This is a genomic window from Acinetobacter sp. FY683, assembly GCF_059515885.1.
Window position 1 is genome coordinate 1 of record NZ_JCAKNA010000020.1, and the last position, 15,851, is coordinate 15,851.

Annotated in this window: 16 protein-coding genes; 6 read left to right on the top strand and 10 right to left on the bottom strand. The window is 36.9% G+C overall.

All coding sequences use genetic code 11. The features are described 5' to 3' along the window. Positions 1-52: 52 nt before the first annotated feature. Both AC5YDH_RS10715 and AC5YDH_RS10720 read right to left on the bottom strand, forming a co-directional pair. Positions 53-985, bottom strand: a complete 933-nt coding sequence (locus AC5YDH_RS10715) for an IS5 family transposase (RefSeq protein WP_496116183.1) — start codon at positions 983-985, stop codon at positions 53-55. Positions 986-1,018: 33 nt separating this feature from the next. Next, entirely contained in the window at positions 1,019-1,462 is a 444-nt protein-coding gene (locus AC5YDH_RS10720; protein ID WP_496119359.1) for a glycosyltransferase family 25 protein, read from the bottom strand. A gap of 253 nt (positions 1,463-1,715) precedes the next feature. Between AC5YDH_RS10720 and AC5YDH_RS10725 the strand changes: the two genes are divergently transcribed. Then, positions 1,716-1,979 (top strand): helix-turn-helix domain-containing protein, encoded by a 264-nt coding sequence (locus AC5YDH_RS10725; protein ID WP_496119361.1) that lies wholly within the window; start codon positions 1,716-1,718, stop codon positions 1,977-1,979. Continuing rightward, complete coding sequence (locus AC5YDH_RS10730) at positions 1,927-2,397, top strand: transposase family protein (RefSeq protein ID WP_496119363.1); 471 nt, start codon at positions 1,927-1,929, stop codon at positions 2,395-2,397. The genes AC5YDH_RS10725 and AC5YDH_RS10730 overlap by 53 nt, the downstream gene beginning before the upstream one ends. Here AC5YDH_RS10730 and AC5YDH_RS10735 read toward each other — a convergent pair. Both AC5YDH_RS10735 and acnD read right to left on the bottom strand, forming a co-directional pair. Further along, positions 2,356-2,745: a hypothetical protein gene (locus tag AC5YDH_RS10735; RefSeq protein WP_496119365.1), complete on the bottom strand. Its 390-nt coding sequence runs from the start codon at positions 2,743-2,745 to the stop codon at positions 2,356-2,358. The genes AC5YDH_RS10730 and AC5YDH_RS10735 overlap by 42 nt on opposite strands. Before the next feature lie 217 nt (positions 2,746-2,962). Next, entirely contained in the window at positions 2,963-5,581 is a 2,619-nt protein-coding gene (acnD, locus tag AC5YDH_RS10740) for a Fe/S-dependent 2-methylisocitrate dehydratase AcnD (RefSeq protein ID WP_496119367.1), read from the bottom strand. A gap of 259 nt (positions 5,582-5,840) precedes the next feature. Here acnD and ygfZ point away from each other — a divergent pair, with 259 nt between their 5' ends. Together ygfZ and AC5YDH_RS10750 are read left to right on the top strand one after the other, a co-directional pair. Then, positions 5,841-6,566: a CAF17-like 4Fe-4S cluster assembly/insertion protein YgfZ gene (ygfZ, locus tag AC5YDH_RS10745; RefSeq protein ID WP_496119369.1), complete on the top strand. Its 726-nt coding sequence runs from the start codon at positions 5,841-5,843 to the stop codon at positions 6,564-6,566. Positions 6,567-6,871: 305 nt separating this feature from the next. After that, entirely contained in the window at positions 6,872-7,675 is an 804-nt protein-coding gene (locus AC5YDH_RS10750; protein ID WP_496119371.1) for a tetratricopeptide repeat protein, read from the top strand. 89 nt (positions 7,676-7,764) lie between these two features. On the opposite strand, the gene AC5YDH_RS10755 is transcribed toward AC5YDH_RS10750, so the two are convergent. The 4 genes from AC5YDH_RS10755 to AC5YDH_RS10770 all read right to left on the bottom strand — a co-directional run bounded on the left by AC5YDH_RS10755 (position 7,765) and on the right by AC5YDH_RS10770 (position 11,596). Continuing rightward, positions 7,765-8,010: a hypothetical protein gene (locus AC5YDH_RS10755; protein ID WP_496119373.1), complete on the bottom strand. Its 246-nt coding sequence runs from the start codon at positions 8,008-8,010 to the stop codon at positions 7,765-7,767. Positions 8,011-8,101: 91 nt separating this feature from the next. Next, complete coding sequence (locus AC5YDH_RS10760; protein WP_496119376.1) at positions 8,102-9,034, bottom strand: AEC family transporter; 933 nt, start codon at positions 9,032-9,034, stop codon at positions 8,102-8,104. Positions 9,035-9,108: 74 nt separating this feature from the next. Continuing rightward, the gene (locus AC5YDH_RS10765; RefSeq protein WP_496119378.1) at positions 9,109-10,218 is read right to left on the bottom strand and encodes an NADH:flavin oxidoreductase/NADH oxidase; all 1,110 of its coding nucleotides are present in this window, start codon (positions 10,216-10,218) and stop codon (positions 9,109-9,111) included. A gap of 106 nt (positions 10,219-10,324) precedes the next feature. After that, positions 10,325-11,596 carry a carbohydrate porin gene (locus AC5YDH_RS10770; protein ID WP_496119380.1) on the bottom strand — a complete coding sequence of 424 codons (1,272 nt, stop codon included), beginning with the start codon at positions 11,594-11,596 and terminating at the stop codon, positions 10,325-10,327. Positions 11,597-11,975: 379 nt separating this feature from the next. Here AC5YDH_RS10770 and mutM point away from each other — a divergent pair, with 379 nt between their 5' ends. Beyond that, positions 11,976-12,815 carry a bifunctional DNA-formamidopyrimidine glycosylase/DNA-(apurinic or apyrimidinic site) lyase gene (mutM, locus tag AC5YDH_RS10775; RefSeq protein ID WP_496119382.1) on the top strand — a complete coding sequence of 280 codons (840 nt, stop codon included), beginning with the start codon at positions 11,976-11,978 and terminating at the stop codon, positions 12,813-12,815. Then, positions 12,812-13,096 carry a peptidylprolyl isomerase gene (locus AC5YDH_RS10780; RefSeq protein WP_496119384.1) on the top strand — a complete coding sequence of 95 codons (285 nt, stop codon included), beginning with the start codon at positions 12,812-12,814 and terminating at the stop codon, positions 13,094-13,096. Before mutM ends, AC5YDH_RS10780 begins: the two co-directional genes overlap by 4 nt. 174 nt (positions 13,097-13,270) lie before the next feature. Here the strand turns inward: AC5YDH_RS10780 and mscL are convergent, their stop codons facing one another. Both mscL and typA read right to left on the bottom strand, forming a co-directional pair. After that, entirely contained in the window at positions 13,271-13,705 is a 435-nt protein-coding gene (gene mscL / locus AC5YDH_RS10785) for a large conductance mechanosensitive channel protein MscL (protein ID WP_496119386.1), read from the bottom strand. Between the two features lie 156 nt (positions 13,706-13,861). Further along, positions 13,862-15,697 carry a translational GTPase TypA gene (gene typA / locus AC5YDH_RS10790; RefSeq protein WP_496119388.1) on the bottom strand — a complete coding sequence of 612 codons (1,836 nt, stop codon included), beginning with the start codon at positions 15,695-15,697 and terminating at the stop codon, positions 13,862-13,864. Positions 15,698-15,851: the final 154 nt, after the last annotated feature.

A 15,851-nucleotide genomic window follows, 5' to 3' on the forward strand; every position in this document is an offset into this window, starting at 1 on the left:
GGCTTTGTTGCATAAAGGCTTGAAAGGCTGAGCTCCCCTAGGTGAGCCAAATTTAAGAGACAACTTGGGTATGAGGACGACCTAATTCTGTGAATTTATTCAAGACTGCCATGCGTGCGTGGATCTCATTCACCTGACTAGGAAAACTCCTTGCTGTTAATTTATCGCCTAATAATTTGATGCAATGCATCTTCGTTTCAACCAAACTCCGACGGTGATAACCAGACCACTTTTTCCAAAGCGATCTACCTAGACGTTTGACTGTCTTTAATAACTCGTTCCGCTCGATAGACCTCGCTTGCTGATCTTTCCAAGGCTTTGCATTTTTCCTCGGTGGAATGATCGCATGTGCATCTCGATCTAAAATGACTTGTCGGCAATGCTTTGTGTCATAAGCACCATCTGTATAAACAGAATCAATTTTCTCATCCAAGGGAATTTGAGAAAGTAAATCTTCAAGTACTTGAGAATCACCAACATCATTTGTAGTGAGCTGTACAGCACGTATTTGAAGAGTTTTAGCATCTATAGCAATATGCAGCTTACGCCATTGACGACGATATTCAGCCCCATGTTTCTTGCATTTCCATTCACCTTCACCTAGAAACTTCAAACCAGTAGAGTCTACGAGTAGATGCAGACCATCACTACTTTTTTCATAGCTAATCGCAATATCAATATGTTTTTGTCTTCTGCAAAGCGTAGTGTAATCCGGCGCTGTCCAATCTAATCCAGAGAGTTTAATCAGACTTTGAACAAAACCTGTGACCATACGTAAAGAGAGTCGAAATAGAGATTTGATCATTAAGCAGCATTGAATCGCTGTATCGGAGTAGGTCTGATTTCGACCTTGCTTGCCTTGTGATTGTGCATACCACTGGGTCTTTGGATCAAACCAAATGGAAATATTACCCCGGTTGATTAAGGCTCGATTATAGGATGACCAATTGGTTGTACGATAGATTTTAGGGGCAGGTTTATTCATTTTGAAATTATATTGCTGAATAAGCCTTCCATGCTAGGTTTGTGCAACAAAGCCTTGTTGAAGTATTCTTAATTTAGCCGTTGGTTTAATATCAATACTCTTAAAAGACATAATTACTGATTTTTCAAATTTTTCGAACTTTATTAAATCAAGTCCTTTAGGAATCCAACTTAAATTATTTAAATATAATTCAGAATTTATCGATAAAAGAACATCATCTTCAAAAATTACAATATATTTAAGATTATTCGAGATGCAATATTCCCATAAAACTACATGGCTAGCAAAACAAGCCTTTTCACCTAAGGTGAAATTTTCCTCATAAAAGCTAATATTATATTTTGATTGAAATTCATTAATATTAGATTTATCTATAGCATCAAAAAAATTGAAATCAATTCCATTTCGATTAAATTCTTTTCTAATATGGTTTCTTCTCACAACTGCGTCTTTAAGGCTAATAACAAAATTTTGCATGTAAATGGTATGTATAGATAAAAATAATTAGTATTGGTTAGTATAATAGATCTCTTTCATAAATCAAAAAACGATCTACTTTTTGTTAGTTATTTAGACTGAAGAATCCTATATATTCGTGCATAATATTTAAATGAAATACATCGATTCAAAGAAACTTTCTGAAACACAGTTTAAGCGATACACGGGCACCTCATGGTCTAATGGTTGAACAACTAAAAAGCATGTCCCTGCCAAAGGTAGACCACCTAAATTGAGCCTAGAGGATCAACTCCTCTTGTGCTTAAGTTATTGGCGTAAATATCAAACTCTATTCCATGTTGCAACGAGTTATGGAGTTTCCGAGCCCACTGCTTCAAGAATTGTCCGACATGTAGAAGACTGCCTCATCAAGTCTAATTTATTTAATTTACCAAAGCATTTGCCTGAAGGCGAAGGTATTGACTGGAATGTGGTGATCGTAGATGCCACAGAAATTCAAATCCAAAGGTCTAAAAAAACAGAAGAAAAGCTATAGTGGTAAGAAGAAGGCACATACTTTCAAAGTTCAAGCTATCATTCATTATAAAAGTCAGCAAATTCTGAGTTTATGTACAAGTCGTGGTGCTGTACATGATTTCGAACTCTTCAAACGTAATTTGAACCCAATTCCTGCAGGTGCTTTTATCCTTGCAGATAAGGGCTATCAAGGGATTTACACAGTGTATCCAAATAGTCTACTACCATTAAAAGCAAAAAAGCGCTGTAAACTAGATCCCGAGCTAAAACTTTTCAATCAAGAAATCAATAAAAGAAGAATTGGGATTGAGCATGTCTTTGGCAATTTAAAAACTTTCAAAATCCTTGCTCAGCGATATCACAACCGCGGTAAAAGACTAGGATTAAGATTCAATTTAATTGCGGGAATCTATAACATGGAACTGAGTAAAAAATGATTTATGAAAGAAGTCTAATATAAATGACATTTTTTGAAAATCTTGTTTTCTATTTTGATTCTCAATCAAAAAACTTTGAAAAAACCAACTCAAATCATTTTCAACTGAAGATACAAGTTTTTCTTCATCATTACTTTCGATTAATTCATTTATTTTATCTATTTTCCCTTGAAATACTTCTTTACTTAGCTCACCAGAATCATCTTGTTGAAGACAATAATCAAGTGATGCTATTCTATCTTTTAGCTTTTTCTTTAATAACTCAATCAACTCAATATTTTTCTTTTTATTTATATATCTTGTATATTCGGGTAATGCTATATCAAAAAAATAATCCGTATCTGACATGATTATAGCTTTATATCTCCCATACGACTCGTACTTTTGAGGAATATATTTCTCCTTAATATAGTTAAAAATATACAAAATGGAAGTTTCCATAAAAAATCTCTAAACAGCATGATTAATTAACATTTATTACAATTTCAAAAAATTTAATCTCCCCTACCCCCTCTTTAAAAAGAGGGGAAACTCCCTCCTTTATTAAAGGAGGGCTGGGGAGGATTTACGCCACATTCCCTTCTAAAAAGTCCTGCGCAAAGCGTTGCAACACACCACCCGCTTCATACACATGTACTTCTTCTTCCGTATCTAAACGGCATGTTACAGGCACTTCCACAATTTGAGCTTTGCCATCTTCCGTTGCACGCTCAATCACCAAAGTTAAAGTCGAACGTGGCGCAATGTTCCCAATTACGCTATACAACTCTGTACCATCTAAACCTAAAGTTTTACGGTCAGTTCCTGCCTTAAACTCAAGTGGTAATACGCCCATTCCTACCAAGTTAGTACGGTGAATACGCTCAAAACCTTCCGCCACAATTACTTCTACACCTGCAAGGCGAACACCTTTAGCCGCCCAGTCACGACTAGAACCTTGTCCATAGTCCTTCCCTGCAACAATAATTAAAGGCTGTTTACGGTTCATGTAAGTTTCTATGGCTTCCCACATACGCATTACTTCACCTTCAGGCTCTACACGCGCTTTTGAACCTTGCTTAATTGTACCGTCCGAACGTACCACCATCTCGTTATAAAGTTTTGGATTCGCCAAAGTCGCACGTTGTGCAGTTAAATGGTCGCCTCGGTGCGTTGCATAAGAGTTGAAATCTTCCTCAGGCACACCCATTTTCGCCAAATACTCACCCGAAGCACTATCTAACACAATCGCATTCGATGGAGATAAGTGATCTGTGGTGATGTTATCGCCCAAAATTGCAAGTGGACGCATATTTGCTAAAGTACGTGGCGCAGCTAAAGCCCCCTCCCAATATGGCGGACGGCGGATATAAGTACTTTGCGCACGCCAATCATATAAAGGACTTGGTGCTTTTTCATTTACACCCAAATCAAACATTGGAATATAAACTTTCTTAAATTGCTCAGGTTTTACCGCAACTTTTACCAATGCATCAATTTCTTCATCAGATGGCCAAATGTCTTTCAGGTAAATTGGATTACCATTTTTATCATTACCCAACGAATCTGTTTCGATATCAAAACGAATCGTACCTGCAATAGCATAAGCAACAACAAGTGGCGGAGATGCTAAGAATGCTTGCTTCGCATAAGGATGGATACGACCATCGAAGTTACGGTTACCCGAAAGCACCGCAGTAGCATACAAATCACGGTCAATAATTTCTTGTTGGATTTTTGGATCTAACGCACCCGACATACCATTACACGTGGTACATGCATATGCCACAATACCGAAACCAAGCTGTTCTAAATCTTTCAGGACACCTGCTTCTTCTAAGTAAAGTGCTGCTGCTTTAGAACCTGGTGCAAAAGAGGATTTCACCCAAGGTTTACGCACAAGCCCAAGTTCAATCGCTTTACGTGCAAGTAAACCTGCCGCAACCGTATTTCGTGGGTTTGATGTATTGGTACATGACGTAATAGCCGCAATAATCACCGCACCATCAGGAATTAAACCCTCTGCTTCTTGTGCACGCGCTGCATCTAAATTACCTGCAATGCCTTTTGCTTTTAAATCTGCTGTAGATACACGTGCATGCGGATTCGATGGCCCTGCAATGTTACGAGTAACAGTAGATAAATCAAAACGTAAAACACGTGGATATTCCGCTTTGGTCATATCGCTTGCCCAAAGACCAATTTCTTTGGCATAAGTTTCAACAAGCTTAACTTGATCTGCTTCACGACCTGTTAAAGTCAAATAATCAATAGTGTTTTGATCAATATAGAACATTGCCGCTGTTGCGCCATATTCAGGCGTCATGTTGGAAATAGTTGCTCTATCTCCCACAGACATACTATCTGCACCTTCACCAAAGAATTCTAAATATGCACCCACCACACGCTCTTTCCGTAAGAACTCAGTTAGTGCTAAAACAATATCCGTTGCGGTAATGCCTGCTTGGCGTTGCCCTACAAGCTCTACACCAATAATGTCAGGTAAACGCATCCAAGATGCTCGACCTAACATCACATTTTCAGCTTCTAAGCCCCCAACACCAATAGAAATAACACCCAAAGCATCTGTATGTGGCGTGTGTGAGTCTGTACCTACACACGTATCTGGATATGCAATACCCTCTCTGTTTTGAATTACAGGAGACATTTTTTCCAAATTAATTTGATGCATGATGCCGTTGCCCGCAGGAATCACATCTACATTTTCAAATGCCGTTTTAGTCCACTCAATAAAATGGAAACGGTCTTCATTACGACGGTCTTCAACGGCACGGTTTTTTTCAAAAGCATCTGGATCAAAACCGCCATATTCCACAGCCAAAGAGTGGTCAACAATCAATTGCGTTGGCACAACAGGATTAACTTTAGATGGATCGCCACCTTGATCGGCAATGGCGTCACGTAAGCCTGCTAAATCGACAAGTGCCGTTTGTCCTAAAATGTCATGACACACCACACGTGCAGGGTACCAAGGAAAGTCATGATCTTGTTTACGGAAAATAAGTTCTTTTAAAGACTGTTCTAAAATTGCAGGATCACAACGTCGAACTAGCTGCTCGGCAAGTACTTTTGATGTATACGGTAGCTTTTCATATGCGCCTTGCTGAATATTGTCTACGGCTTCACGCACATCGAAATATTCTAGCTGGGTGCCTTGCAGTGGTTTACGGAAGTTGTTGTTCATAGCTTACCTGCCTATTCTTTCAATCTTTTGTCAAATTATGTTGTTGCTTGTTTTTCATTCCATCGAAGGCATAGTACACTGTCAAAACACCATTTCCCAAATTTAATATTTTTCAAAGACTTAGGTTTAAAACTTGCTATTTTTTCAATATTTTTGAATATCAATCTCAAAATTTAGGTGTTAAATGTGATTTTTTTCAAAAAATAGCGGAAAATAGACCTCATTCTTTAGTATTAGATACCGTTTTAGAGATTAAAAAATGAGCTTACCTACATTCTCTTCTTTCACTTTAATTGGTGTAGATGCGCAAAAATTCCTACAAGGTCAAGTTACTTTGAATGCTGAAAAACTAGCTGAAGGAACAACGCGTTACACAGCTATTTGTAATTTAAAAGGTCGTATTCAATTTGGCTTTTGGTTAAAGAAAAATAGTGCTGAAAGCTTTGAAATTATTAGCCCGACTAACCTTGCTGAAGCTTTAAGCAAACACATTAAAAAGTTTGGTGCTTTCTCTAAAATGAAGCTTGAAGAAGCTGGTGTTGTTTATCCAACGATTGAAGCCAATCACACTATTTTTGGAAGCAGTGAAACCAATGTTGAAGCTTGGCAATTACAAGCAATTGAATCTGGTCAAGCTTGGATTGAAGCAACTACATCTGAACTATTTCAACCTCAAGAGTTACGTTTACATCAACGTGAAGGCGTTCATTACGATAAAGGCTGTTATTTAGGTCAAGAAATTGTGGCGCGCCTTTGGTTTAAGGCAAAACCAAAAAGCTGGTTACATTTAGTTCAAGGCACAGGAGATGTTCCTGCGGCAGCAACTCAGCTTAGCCCAAATACAACTGTTATCAATAGCATTGGGGTAGATGGTGGCTATAAAGCCTTAGTGATTGCTAAGCCTGATGTTTTAGTTGATCTTGGCTTAACTATTTTAGACTTACCAGAAGCATTAAATGGCGATGTTGCACGTCCGCAATCATAAGCTAAATATTTCAAAATATTTAAAAAACTAAACCTCCTGTAAAAAGGAGGTTTTTTTTGCCTTATTTTTCAAGGCTTATTATTAATTCTTATACATTGGAAACAATGTAAACACATTTAAGCCAAACATACGCTAAGAAACATAACATTAATATTCTTTTAAGTTTTTCACATTAATTTAACTTGGTAGATATTCCTAAAGTTGTTCAAAGACTGAATACTTTTAATATATTTTAACGCAACATCCTCTTTTTATATCAAATACTTAGCTTGGATGTTTATTGTTAATTTAAGGTTTTTAATTTTATGAAAAAAATACTTCTCGCAAGTTTAATCGCAGTTTCTTCTCAGTTTGCACTTGCAGATAACGCACCACAAATTGATCCTGCTTTTGCAAAAATTGAAACTTTAGTAAAAGCAAAAAACTTTAACGAAGCATATAAAGAATTAGACAAACTTGCTCAAACAGGTAATGCACAAGCAATTTATGATTTGGCATTTTTAACTCAAGCAGGTCAAGGCACAACAAAAAATGATGCCAAAGCCCTTGAACTATTTAAGCAATCTGCAGATAAAGGCTACCCAACTGCCAACTACCTTTTGGGTAAAACTTATCTTTCTGGTGGCTTAGGTGTTAAACCTGATCAAAGTACAGCAAAAAGTTACTTAGAAAAAGCAGCAAAACTTGGTATAGATGAAGCAAATGTAGATTTAGCAGCACTTTATTTGAGCGAAAATAAAGAGGCTTCAACCAAAAAAGGACTTAAACTTTTAGATCCTCTCGTGAAAAAAGAAAATCCTCAGGCAGTTCATCTTCGTGCTTTATATGACATAAATTCTGGTGTTAAAGCAAAAAATGAAGCAACTGTTAAAGCAGGTCTAAATGGCATTCAAACGCTTGCTCAAAAGGGTTATGTGCCTGCTCTCATGGAAATGGGTAATCTTTTAGCAACAGGTAAGTTGGTTCAACAAAACTTACCCGAAGCGAAAAAAATCTTTGGTATGTTGGCAGAAAAAAATATACCTCATGCAAAAGAAGCTTTAGATGCCGTTTCAAACTTAATGGCTCAACAAGCAAAAGCACCTGCTACTACACCCAAAAAGGGCTAAGTTAAATTTGCTGAATTTGACTTCCGCTTAAAACAAAAAATCCCTTAAGTGAGTTATCGCTTAAGGGATTTTTCATGGAAAGAAATCAATTAAAAGCCATGAAATAATTTGTTCATATCTTTTACCACATAATCTTTAAAATGATATGCACGTGCATGTTTTGCATCAAATTTTGCAGTTACATCATCTTTTTGAAAAACATAAACACGATCTTCAGAACTTACCAAATAGTCTTTGCCCAATGCTTTCAATAAGGCATCAATTTTATCTTCATCTGCAATACTGTCATCGGCATTAATTTTATCGTAGTTGCGTTTAATACCTTTGATAAACATCTTAGAAACTCACTTCATTACATCTTAGAAACAATGCTCAGTTTAACTGAAAGCACCCTATTTGCACGATTATCTCAGTGCAAAAATATATTTATGCCCACCACAATGCAATAAGCCCACTCATTACAATAAAGCCAACTATCGTACTCATTAGTAAGGGGGTTAAGGTTTTTTCACTTAAACCGTATGCCTGACCCAACATTGCGAATATAGTTGGCATAGGTAACGATGCAATTATAGTTCCTGCATACACCATTTCTTGGCTAACATTTGTAAGATACGTTAAGCCTAAAAACACCATGAGTGGAAAAATGATATTACTCGAAACGACTAAATAAACACTTTGCAAGTTTACATATTTTAAGCTTAAACCCACTATTCCCCCACCAATTGCAAATAATGCTAATGGTGAAGCCGTTTGCCCAAGCATTAATAAAACTTGATCGAGTTGATGTGGAAGCTTAATTTTTAATGCTGAACATAACATTCCCAGCACTACCGCCATAAATAATGGATTTTTAACTAAAGTTAAAATTGTACTTTTTATAATATGTAAAACATTTACATACTGAGACTTTTGAGAATTTAACTCGGCTAACACCAAAACAGCAGGAATTAAAAAAACACTTTCAATAATAACCACAAGCGAAATATAGGTCATCGCACTATTGCCCATTAATAAGGTCAATACTGCTGCCCCAATTAAGCCTGTATTCGACATAGATGCACCTAAGGAAAGTACAGATGTATCGGCTTTACTATTTTTAAAATAATGAGAAAGAATAAAAAATGCGCTGATATAAAGTATAAATGTTGTACCACCATACACAGCAAAATATTCAGCAAACCAAATTTCATGCAAATCTTTTGTAGAAAGTGATTGTAACAATAAAGCAGGTAACGCAACTTTTATAACAAAGGCACCTACCGCAGCAATTTGTAATTTAGATAATAAATTCAACTTTACCGACAAATAGCCAAGTGCTAAAAGCAAGAAAATTGGTCCTATTATCGTAAATATCATAAAGAAACGGTCCTATTAAATTTGCTAAAAAATAAGAGCAGCATTACATCTGCTCTATATTTTTTAATATCACTTTAAAAAGATGTAAATAATTTTTTTAAGCCGTGTGGCTGACAACGTAAATATTGTGGAGAAACTGCAACTTTTGCACCTAATTCTGCGGCTGCTTGCCAAGGCCAATTCGGCTGATACAAAATACTGCGTGCAATGCCAATTGCATCTGCTTGCTCATATTGTAACACCCCTTCTGCCTGCATTGGCTCTTCAATCAGACCAACAGCAATTACAGGAATATTCACAGATTGTTTAATGGTATGTGCAAACGGCACTTGGTAACAACTGTGAATATCAATATTTTGATTCACATCTAATCCGCCACTAGAAACATGAATATATACAGCACCTAATGCTTCTAAAGCCTTTGATAATTCAACTGAAGATTCCACATCCCAGCTTTCTACACCATCCATCCAATCGGTTGCTGAAATACGAATCCCTATAGGAAAATCTTGTGGAACAGCCTTTTTTATTGCTTGAAAAACCTCTAGCGTTAAACGAATTCTATTTTCAAAGCTTCCCCCATATTCATCTGTTCGTTTATTAGAAATAGGCGACATAAATTGATGCAACAAATAGCCATGAGCAGCATGTAATTCAATAAGGTCAAATCCAACATTTACAGCACGCTTTGCTGCATCTACAAAATCTTGAATAATTTTTTGAATTTCATTGCCTGTTAAAGCATGAGGGGCATGGTCATTTTCATTAAACTTTAAATCGCTAGCTGAAACTGTTTGCCATCCCAATATATCCTTAGGACTAATTTGCCCCTTTCCTGACCACGGATAATCAGTAGATGCTTTACGTCCTGCATGTGCCAATTGAACAGCAAAAGGCATAGGTGAAATAGCTTTTATTTTATTCAGTGCCAATTTCATTTTTTCAGCTTGTGCATTATTCCATAAACCTAAATCGGCATGGCTAATGCGCCCTTCAGGCTGTACGGCTGTAGCTTCTACAATGGTTAAACCTGCACCCGATAAAGCGTATTTTGCCCACTGTTGTTCATGCCAAAATGTCACTTTCCCATCCACAGTGGCAGAATATTGACACATTGGTGCAATGATAATTTTATTGCTTAGGCTAAGTGTTCCAAATTGAATTTGCTGAAATAACAAAGACACTAAAATCCCCTCATTTTAATCATTCATTTTTCTCATTTTTATTCTAGCTTAGAAAAACAAAAAGCAGGCTCCAAAGAACCTGTTTATTTTAAAATTATTTTCTATGTTAGAAGATCATTTTAGTGCTTAAACCCAACACAAATGCATCATCCACGTTATTTGTAGAACCTGGATTAATCACATATTGTAAGTTTGGTCTTAACATCAACCACTTCGTTGGATTGTAGCTATAATTCAACTCAATATTATATTCTGCACTCGCATTAAATTGTGGTTTTACGCTAGATAAACGGTTATTTACATGTACGCGATTTACACCTAAACCCACATAATCATTAGGTAGTGCCGCAGATAATCCGACATATTTCAAGCCAAGTTGTTGCGAGTTATCAACTTTATTTGTTATACGATCATGCCAAGTAAAGTTTGCAAAACTATGTAAACCTTGCTTGCCTGAACCTGTGGAAGTTAATTGTTGTTCTATCGCCAACCAACCCGCAAATGTACGATCTTCGGGTGCGCCTGTTTTAATATCTTTTTGATTTGCAGGATTATCTGCCGTGTTGTACATCCCCCCTACACGATAACTGCCTGCTAATCCATTAATGAATGATTTTGGCTGCCATACAACTTCTACAGGAATTGTTACACCATCGGCATTTTGTGTATCTAAACTCCAACCTTGTCCTTCTGCATTGCCGTTACCATTATCAGGGTTAAATTCATACACACCTATTTGTGTAAAAACTTCTGGGTTAATTTGATATTTAACTCGACCGCCCCACTGTGCAACTGGCGTATTCATCCAAATTCCACCTTGCCATTTCCCCATTTGTGCTGCACAAAACGCATTACTTTGGAAATTACAAGCCATCACGTTAAAGTCCATTCCCAAGCCTAAACGCCCCACTTTAATGCTTATACCTTGTTCTTTAAAACTCTTTTCAATAGATAATTCTGTCAACCGTGATTGTTGGTTTCCTCGTCCATAATTGGCTTGCACGTTGGCTAACTGAGGTGCAGCATTATCTTGCAAATCTCTGATTGTTGTACTCTGCCCCTGACGTGCAGTCATCACAGCACGAATAGTTACGCCATTCCAACCTGCTAATTTTTCCATATCTAAAGCGGTACCCAGCCAAAGTTGTGCAGCTATTGTTGGATCTGCATGCTCATTGCGACCACCATGTGCTAAATAAGCTGTATCACTTGCAAGATTTGCCTCAAATTTAACCCCTTTTTGTGCAAGTTCAGTCCGTTTACCCGACCAATCGCCAAACATATATTGACCTTTCATATCAAATACATCTTCTGCGTGAGATTGAGCAATAACAGACATTAAAACAGCTGGAAAAATGGCTAAACCAATTTTTTTCATGATGAAAACCTAGTTGGGTAAATACTTGTTTACAAACAATTAATATTTGTAAATTTCATGTGAAAATTACCCAATTTTTATATTTTTTTCTCAGCATAATTTTTATTTGATTACATACTTTTATTTATATAAGCCCTTAAAAGACTAACAAAACACAACCACAAAATATTTTATTTAATATTTTTAAATACTTAGATCCATCAATAATCCATTTAAACAATTAATCAATTGCATAAATAACATTTTTTATGCTCAATATAATTCTTTCTCCCTACAATTTAATGACTTATAACAATTATTTTTCATCATTCTAAATTTAAACTTGTAATCTAAAAGCGATAACCCGATATTAGTCACATCTTTATATATTTAATGTCAGATGCCTGAATTACCTGAAGTTGAAACCACGAAAACTAGCCTACTTCCATTGATCAATGAAAAAGTCATCGGTGTGACTGTTCATCAATCAAGTTTAAGATGGCCAATTCCTGACAATATCAAAAAGCTTATTGGACAAAAGCTCCTTAAACTTTCAAGGCGCTCCAAATACATTTTGGCTGAATTTGAACATGATTCAATGCTTTGGCATTTAGGAATGTCAGGAAGTTTCCGTATTTGTGAAACTACCGAAGAACTTCGTAAGCACGATCATCTGATTATTCAGTTTGAAGACATGGAGTTGCGTTATCACGATCCACGTCGTTTTGGTTGTATTCTCTGGTTAGACGAGCACTCACAAACTAAACTCATTGATACTTTAGGGCCTGAACCTTTAAGTGACGTATTTAATACGAATTATTTAGCAGATAAATTAAAGTCCAAAAGTACAGCCATTAAAGTTGCCATCATGGACAATCATGTAGTTGTTGGGGTTGGCAACATTTATGCCACGGAAAGCTTATTTAATTTAGGTATTCATCCCGCACAACCGGCATCATCACTTAACCAAGAACAAATTGAAAAACTTGTTCTCGAAATTAAACGTATTTTAAAACAAGCAATTGATTTAGGCGGTTCAACTTTACGAGATTTCAGCAATGCCATGGGGGAAAATGGATATTTCCAACAAACCCTACTAGCTTACGGACGTACTGGTGAAATGTGTGTGAACTGTGAAACCACTTTAGAAAATATTAAACTAGGTCAACGAGCAAGTGCATTTTGTCCACAATGTCAGCCATTAAAGAAAGTAAAACAGATTTCCCGAGGTAAGAAATGAAAAGTGCCATTGCCCGCCACATTTTAGTAAAAGACAAAGAACTTGCTGAACAGCTCAAAAAGAAAATTAAAGCAGGTACCGACTTTGCCAAAATTGCAAAGCAGCATTCGACTTGTCCATCTGCTAAAAAAGGCGGTGAACTAGGCGATATCAAAAAAGGACAATTGGTTGCTCCTATTGATAAAGCCGTATTTACTCTTGCTGAGCGCGAACTACATGGTCCAATTAAAAGTCAATTTGGTTGGCATTTATTAGAAATAAAATTCCGAATGGATTTTTAATCATCACTTCTTCTAGAAGGTGAGGAATATATTCCGCAAGGGGATGGAGGTTTTTCTATTTTTTATAAAAGCTACCCTTCCCCTTGCGAAACAGTGCTTCTCATCTCCTATAAAAAGAAGGAAACTGTAAAATAAAAAACAGCGCATTAAGCGCTGTTTTTTTATTTTAAAGGATTAACCTTTACGTTTTAATTCATCACGGATTTCACGTAATAATTCAATATCTTCTGGAGTAGCTGCTGGAGCTGGCTCTTCTACCGCTTTTTCACGGCGTAATTTATTCATTAATTTTACCAACCAAAATACAACCCAAGCCAATAAAATAAAGTTAATTAGAATTGTTAAAAAGTTACCATAAGCAAAAACATTCAAACCTACTTCTTTTGCTGCAGCTAAATTTGTAATGCTATTTGGATTATCACCCAATACTAAGAACCAATTTGAGTAATCAACATTACCACCTAAAATCCATGTAATGAATGGCATAATTAGGTCGGCAACAGCTGAGTCAATAATTTTACCGAAAGCACCACCAATAATGACACCGACTGCTAAATCCATTACATTGCCTTTTACAGCAAACTCTTTGAACTCTTGAATAACACTCATATTCACTCCAATTTTTCTTATCAAATTTAATATAACTTAGCATATATTATTGATTAAATCATTTCCGTGCAATTTACTCGGAATTTATTATTTTTTGCAATAAAAAAACCGCCAACTTAAGTTAACGGTTTTTTATCTTTCCTAATTTAGGAAAAATTAGCCATTACGGTTACGCTTACGTTCGTTTTCAGTTAGGTAACGTTTACGAATACGAATAGACTTAGGTGTTACTTCAACTAATTCATCATCTTCAATGAATTCAAGCGCTTGTTCAAGCGTATATTCAATTGCAGGAACAAGTGTTAACGCATCATCAGTACCAGAAGCACGTACGTTTGTTAACTGTTTCGCTTTAGTTGGGTTAACAGTCATGTCGTCTGAACGTGAGTTAATACCTACAATCATACCTTCATAAACTTCTAACTGTGGTTTAGCGAATAAACGACCACGGTCTTGAAGTGTAAACAATGCATAGCCAAGGCAAGTACCTTGAACCATAGAAATCAATACACCGTTTTGACGTTTCGCAACAGTACCTTGTTTCATAGGACCGTAGTGCGAGAAGCTTGATGTCATGATACCTGTACCTGAAGTCATTGTTAAGAATTCAGAACGGAAACCAATCAAACCACGTGAAGGAACAGTTGCTTCAATACGGATACGGCCTTTACCGTCAACTTCCATATTCGTCATTTCACCTTTACGGTGACCCATTTGTTCCATTACAGAACCTTGGTGTTGTTCTTCAACGTCAAAAGTTACGTTTTCGTATGGCTCTTGTTTTTCACCATCAATTTCTTTGATAATTACTTGTGGACGAGATACGCCCATTTCGAAGCCTTCACGACGCATGTTTTCAATAAGAACTGAAAGGTGAAGTTCACCACGGCCAGAAACCTTGAAACGGTCAGGACTGTCAGTGTCTTCAACGCGAAGTGCTACGTTGTGAATTAATTCACGGTCAAGACGTTCACGGATGTTACGTGAAGTTACGAATTTACCTTCTTTACCAGCAAACGGTGAATTGTTTACTTGGAAAGTCATAGATACTGTAGGTTCATCTACAGAAAGTGCAGGTAATGCTTCAACATTTTTAGGATCACAAATTGTGTCTGAAATATGAAGTTCATCAATACCCGTTACACAAACGATATCACCTGCTTGAGCAGATTCAACATCAATACGCTCAAGACCATGGTAACCCATGATTTTAAGGATACGACCGTTACGTGTTTTACCCTCTTTGTCGATTACAGTTACAGGTGTGTTCAATTTAACTGAACCACGTTGAATACGACCAACACCGATAACACCAACGAAGCTGTTATAGTCAAGTGAAGACACTTGCATTTGGAATGGACCATCAACGTCAACAGCTGGTGGTTCAACGATGTCTACAATTGTTTGGAACAATGGAGTCATGTCTTCAGCAAGTTCTTCAGGAGACGGACCAGCTACACCACGTAAACCAGAAGCATATACAACTGGGAAGTCTAACTGTTCATCAGTACCGCCTAAGTTATCGAACAAATCGAATACTTGGTCAATTACCCAGTCAGGACGTGCACTTGGCTTGTCTACTTTGTTAATAATTACGATTGGTTTCAAACCACGAGCGAACGCTTTTTGCGTTACGAAACGAGTTTGTGGCATAGGACCTTCTTGTGAGTCTACAAGAAGAAGTACGCAGTCAACCATCGACATTACACGTTCAACTTCACCACCGAAGTCGGCATGTCCCGGGGTATCCACGATGTTGATACGGTATTCTGTATCTGTACGTTTGTCTAACCATTTAATTGCAGTGTTTTTTGCAAGAATAGTAATACCACGTTCGCTTTCAATAGCGCCCGAATCCATGACACGCTCGATCTCACCCGCGCGATCACCAAGAGCACCTGATTGTTGTAAAAGTTTGTCTACAAGAGTGGTTTTACCATGATCGACGTGCGCAATAATGGCGATGTTACGGAGAGTTTTAATATCTGACATGTAAATTCAATGCATATGTAATTTGAGGGCAAATTATACAGAAAAATATTAAGTTTTTATAGTGACTGTTTATTGACATTATCGATTTTTTTTAACATTCCATCGTTATTTGGTTTTGATATGCCGTCTAACTCGATTAGAATAGCGCCATCTT

Bases quoted from the DNA above. Each gene is read 5' to 3' on its own strand.
- typA (WP_496119388.1), bottom strand. From the start codon at position 15,697: ATGTCAGATATTAAAACTCTCCGTAACATCGCCATTATTGCGCACGTC.
- AC5YDH_RS10720 (WP_496119359.1), bottom strand. From the start codon at position 1,462: ATGCAAAATTTTGTTATTAGCCTTAAAGACGCAGTTGTGAGAAGAAAC.
- acnD (WP_496119367.1), bottom strand. From the start codon at position 5,581: ATGAACAACAACTTCCGTAAACCACTGCAAGGCACCCAGCTAGAATAT.
- AC5YDH_RS10770 (WP_496119380.1), bottom strand. From the start codon at position 11,596: ATGAAAAAAATTGGTTTAGCCATTTTTCCAGCTGTTTTAATGTCTGTT.
- AC5YDH_RS10750 (WP_496119371.1), top strand. From the start codon at position 6,872: ATGAAAAAAATACTTCTCGCAAGTTTAATCGCAGTTTCTTCTCAGTTT.
- AC5YDH_RS10780 (WP_496119384.1), top strand. From the start codon at position 12,812: ATGAAAAGTGCCATTGCCCGCCACATTTTAGTAAAAGACAAAGAACTT.
- AC5YDH_RS10755 (WP_496119373.1), bottom strand. From the start codon at position 8,010: ATGTTTATCAAAGGTATTAAACGCAACTACGATAAAATTAATGCCGAT.
- mutM (WP_496119382.1), top strand. From the start codon at position 11,976: ATGCCTGAATTACCTGAAGTTGAAACCACGAAAACTAGCCTACTTCCA.
- mscL (WP_496119386.1), bottom strand. From the start codon at position 13,705: ATGAGTGTTATTCAAGAGTTCAAAGAGTTTGCTGTAAAAGGCAATGTA.
- AC5YDH_RS10760 (WP_496119376.1), bottom strand. From the start codon at position 9,034: ATGATATTTACGATAATAGGACCAATTTTCTTGCTTTTAGCACTTGGC.
- AC5YDH_RS10735 (WP_496119365.1), bottom strand. From the start codon at position 2,745: ATGTCAGATACGGATTATTTTTTTGATATAGCATTACCCGAATATACA.
- AC5YDH_RS10715 (WP_496116183.1), bottom strand. From the start codon at position 985: ATGAATAAACCTGCCCCTAAAATCTATCGTACAACCAATTGGTCATCC.
- AC5YDH_RS10730 (WP_496119363.1), top strand. From the start codon at position 1,927: ATGCCACAGAAATTCAAATCCAAAGGTCTAAAAAAACAGAAGAAAAGC.
- ygfZ (WP_496119369.1), top strand. From the start codon at position 5,841: ATGAGCTTACCTACATTCTCTTCTTTCACTTTAATTGGTGTAGATGCG.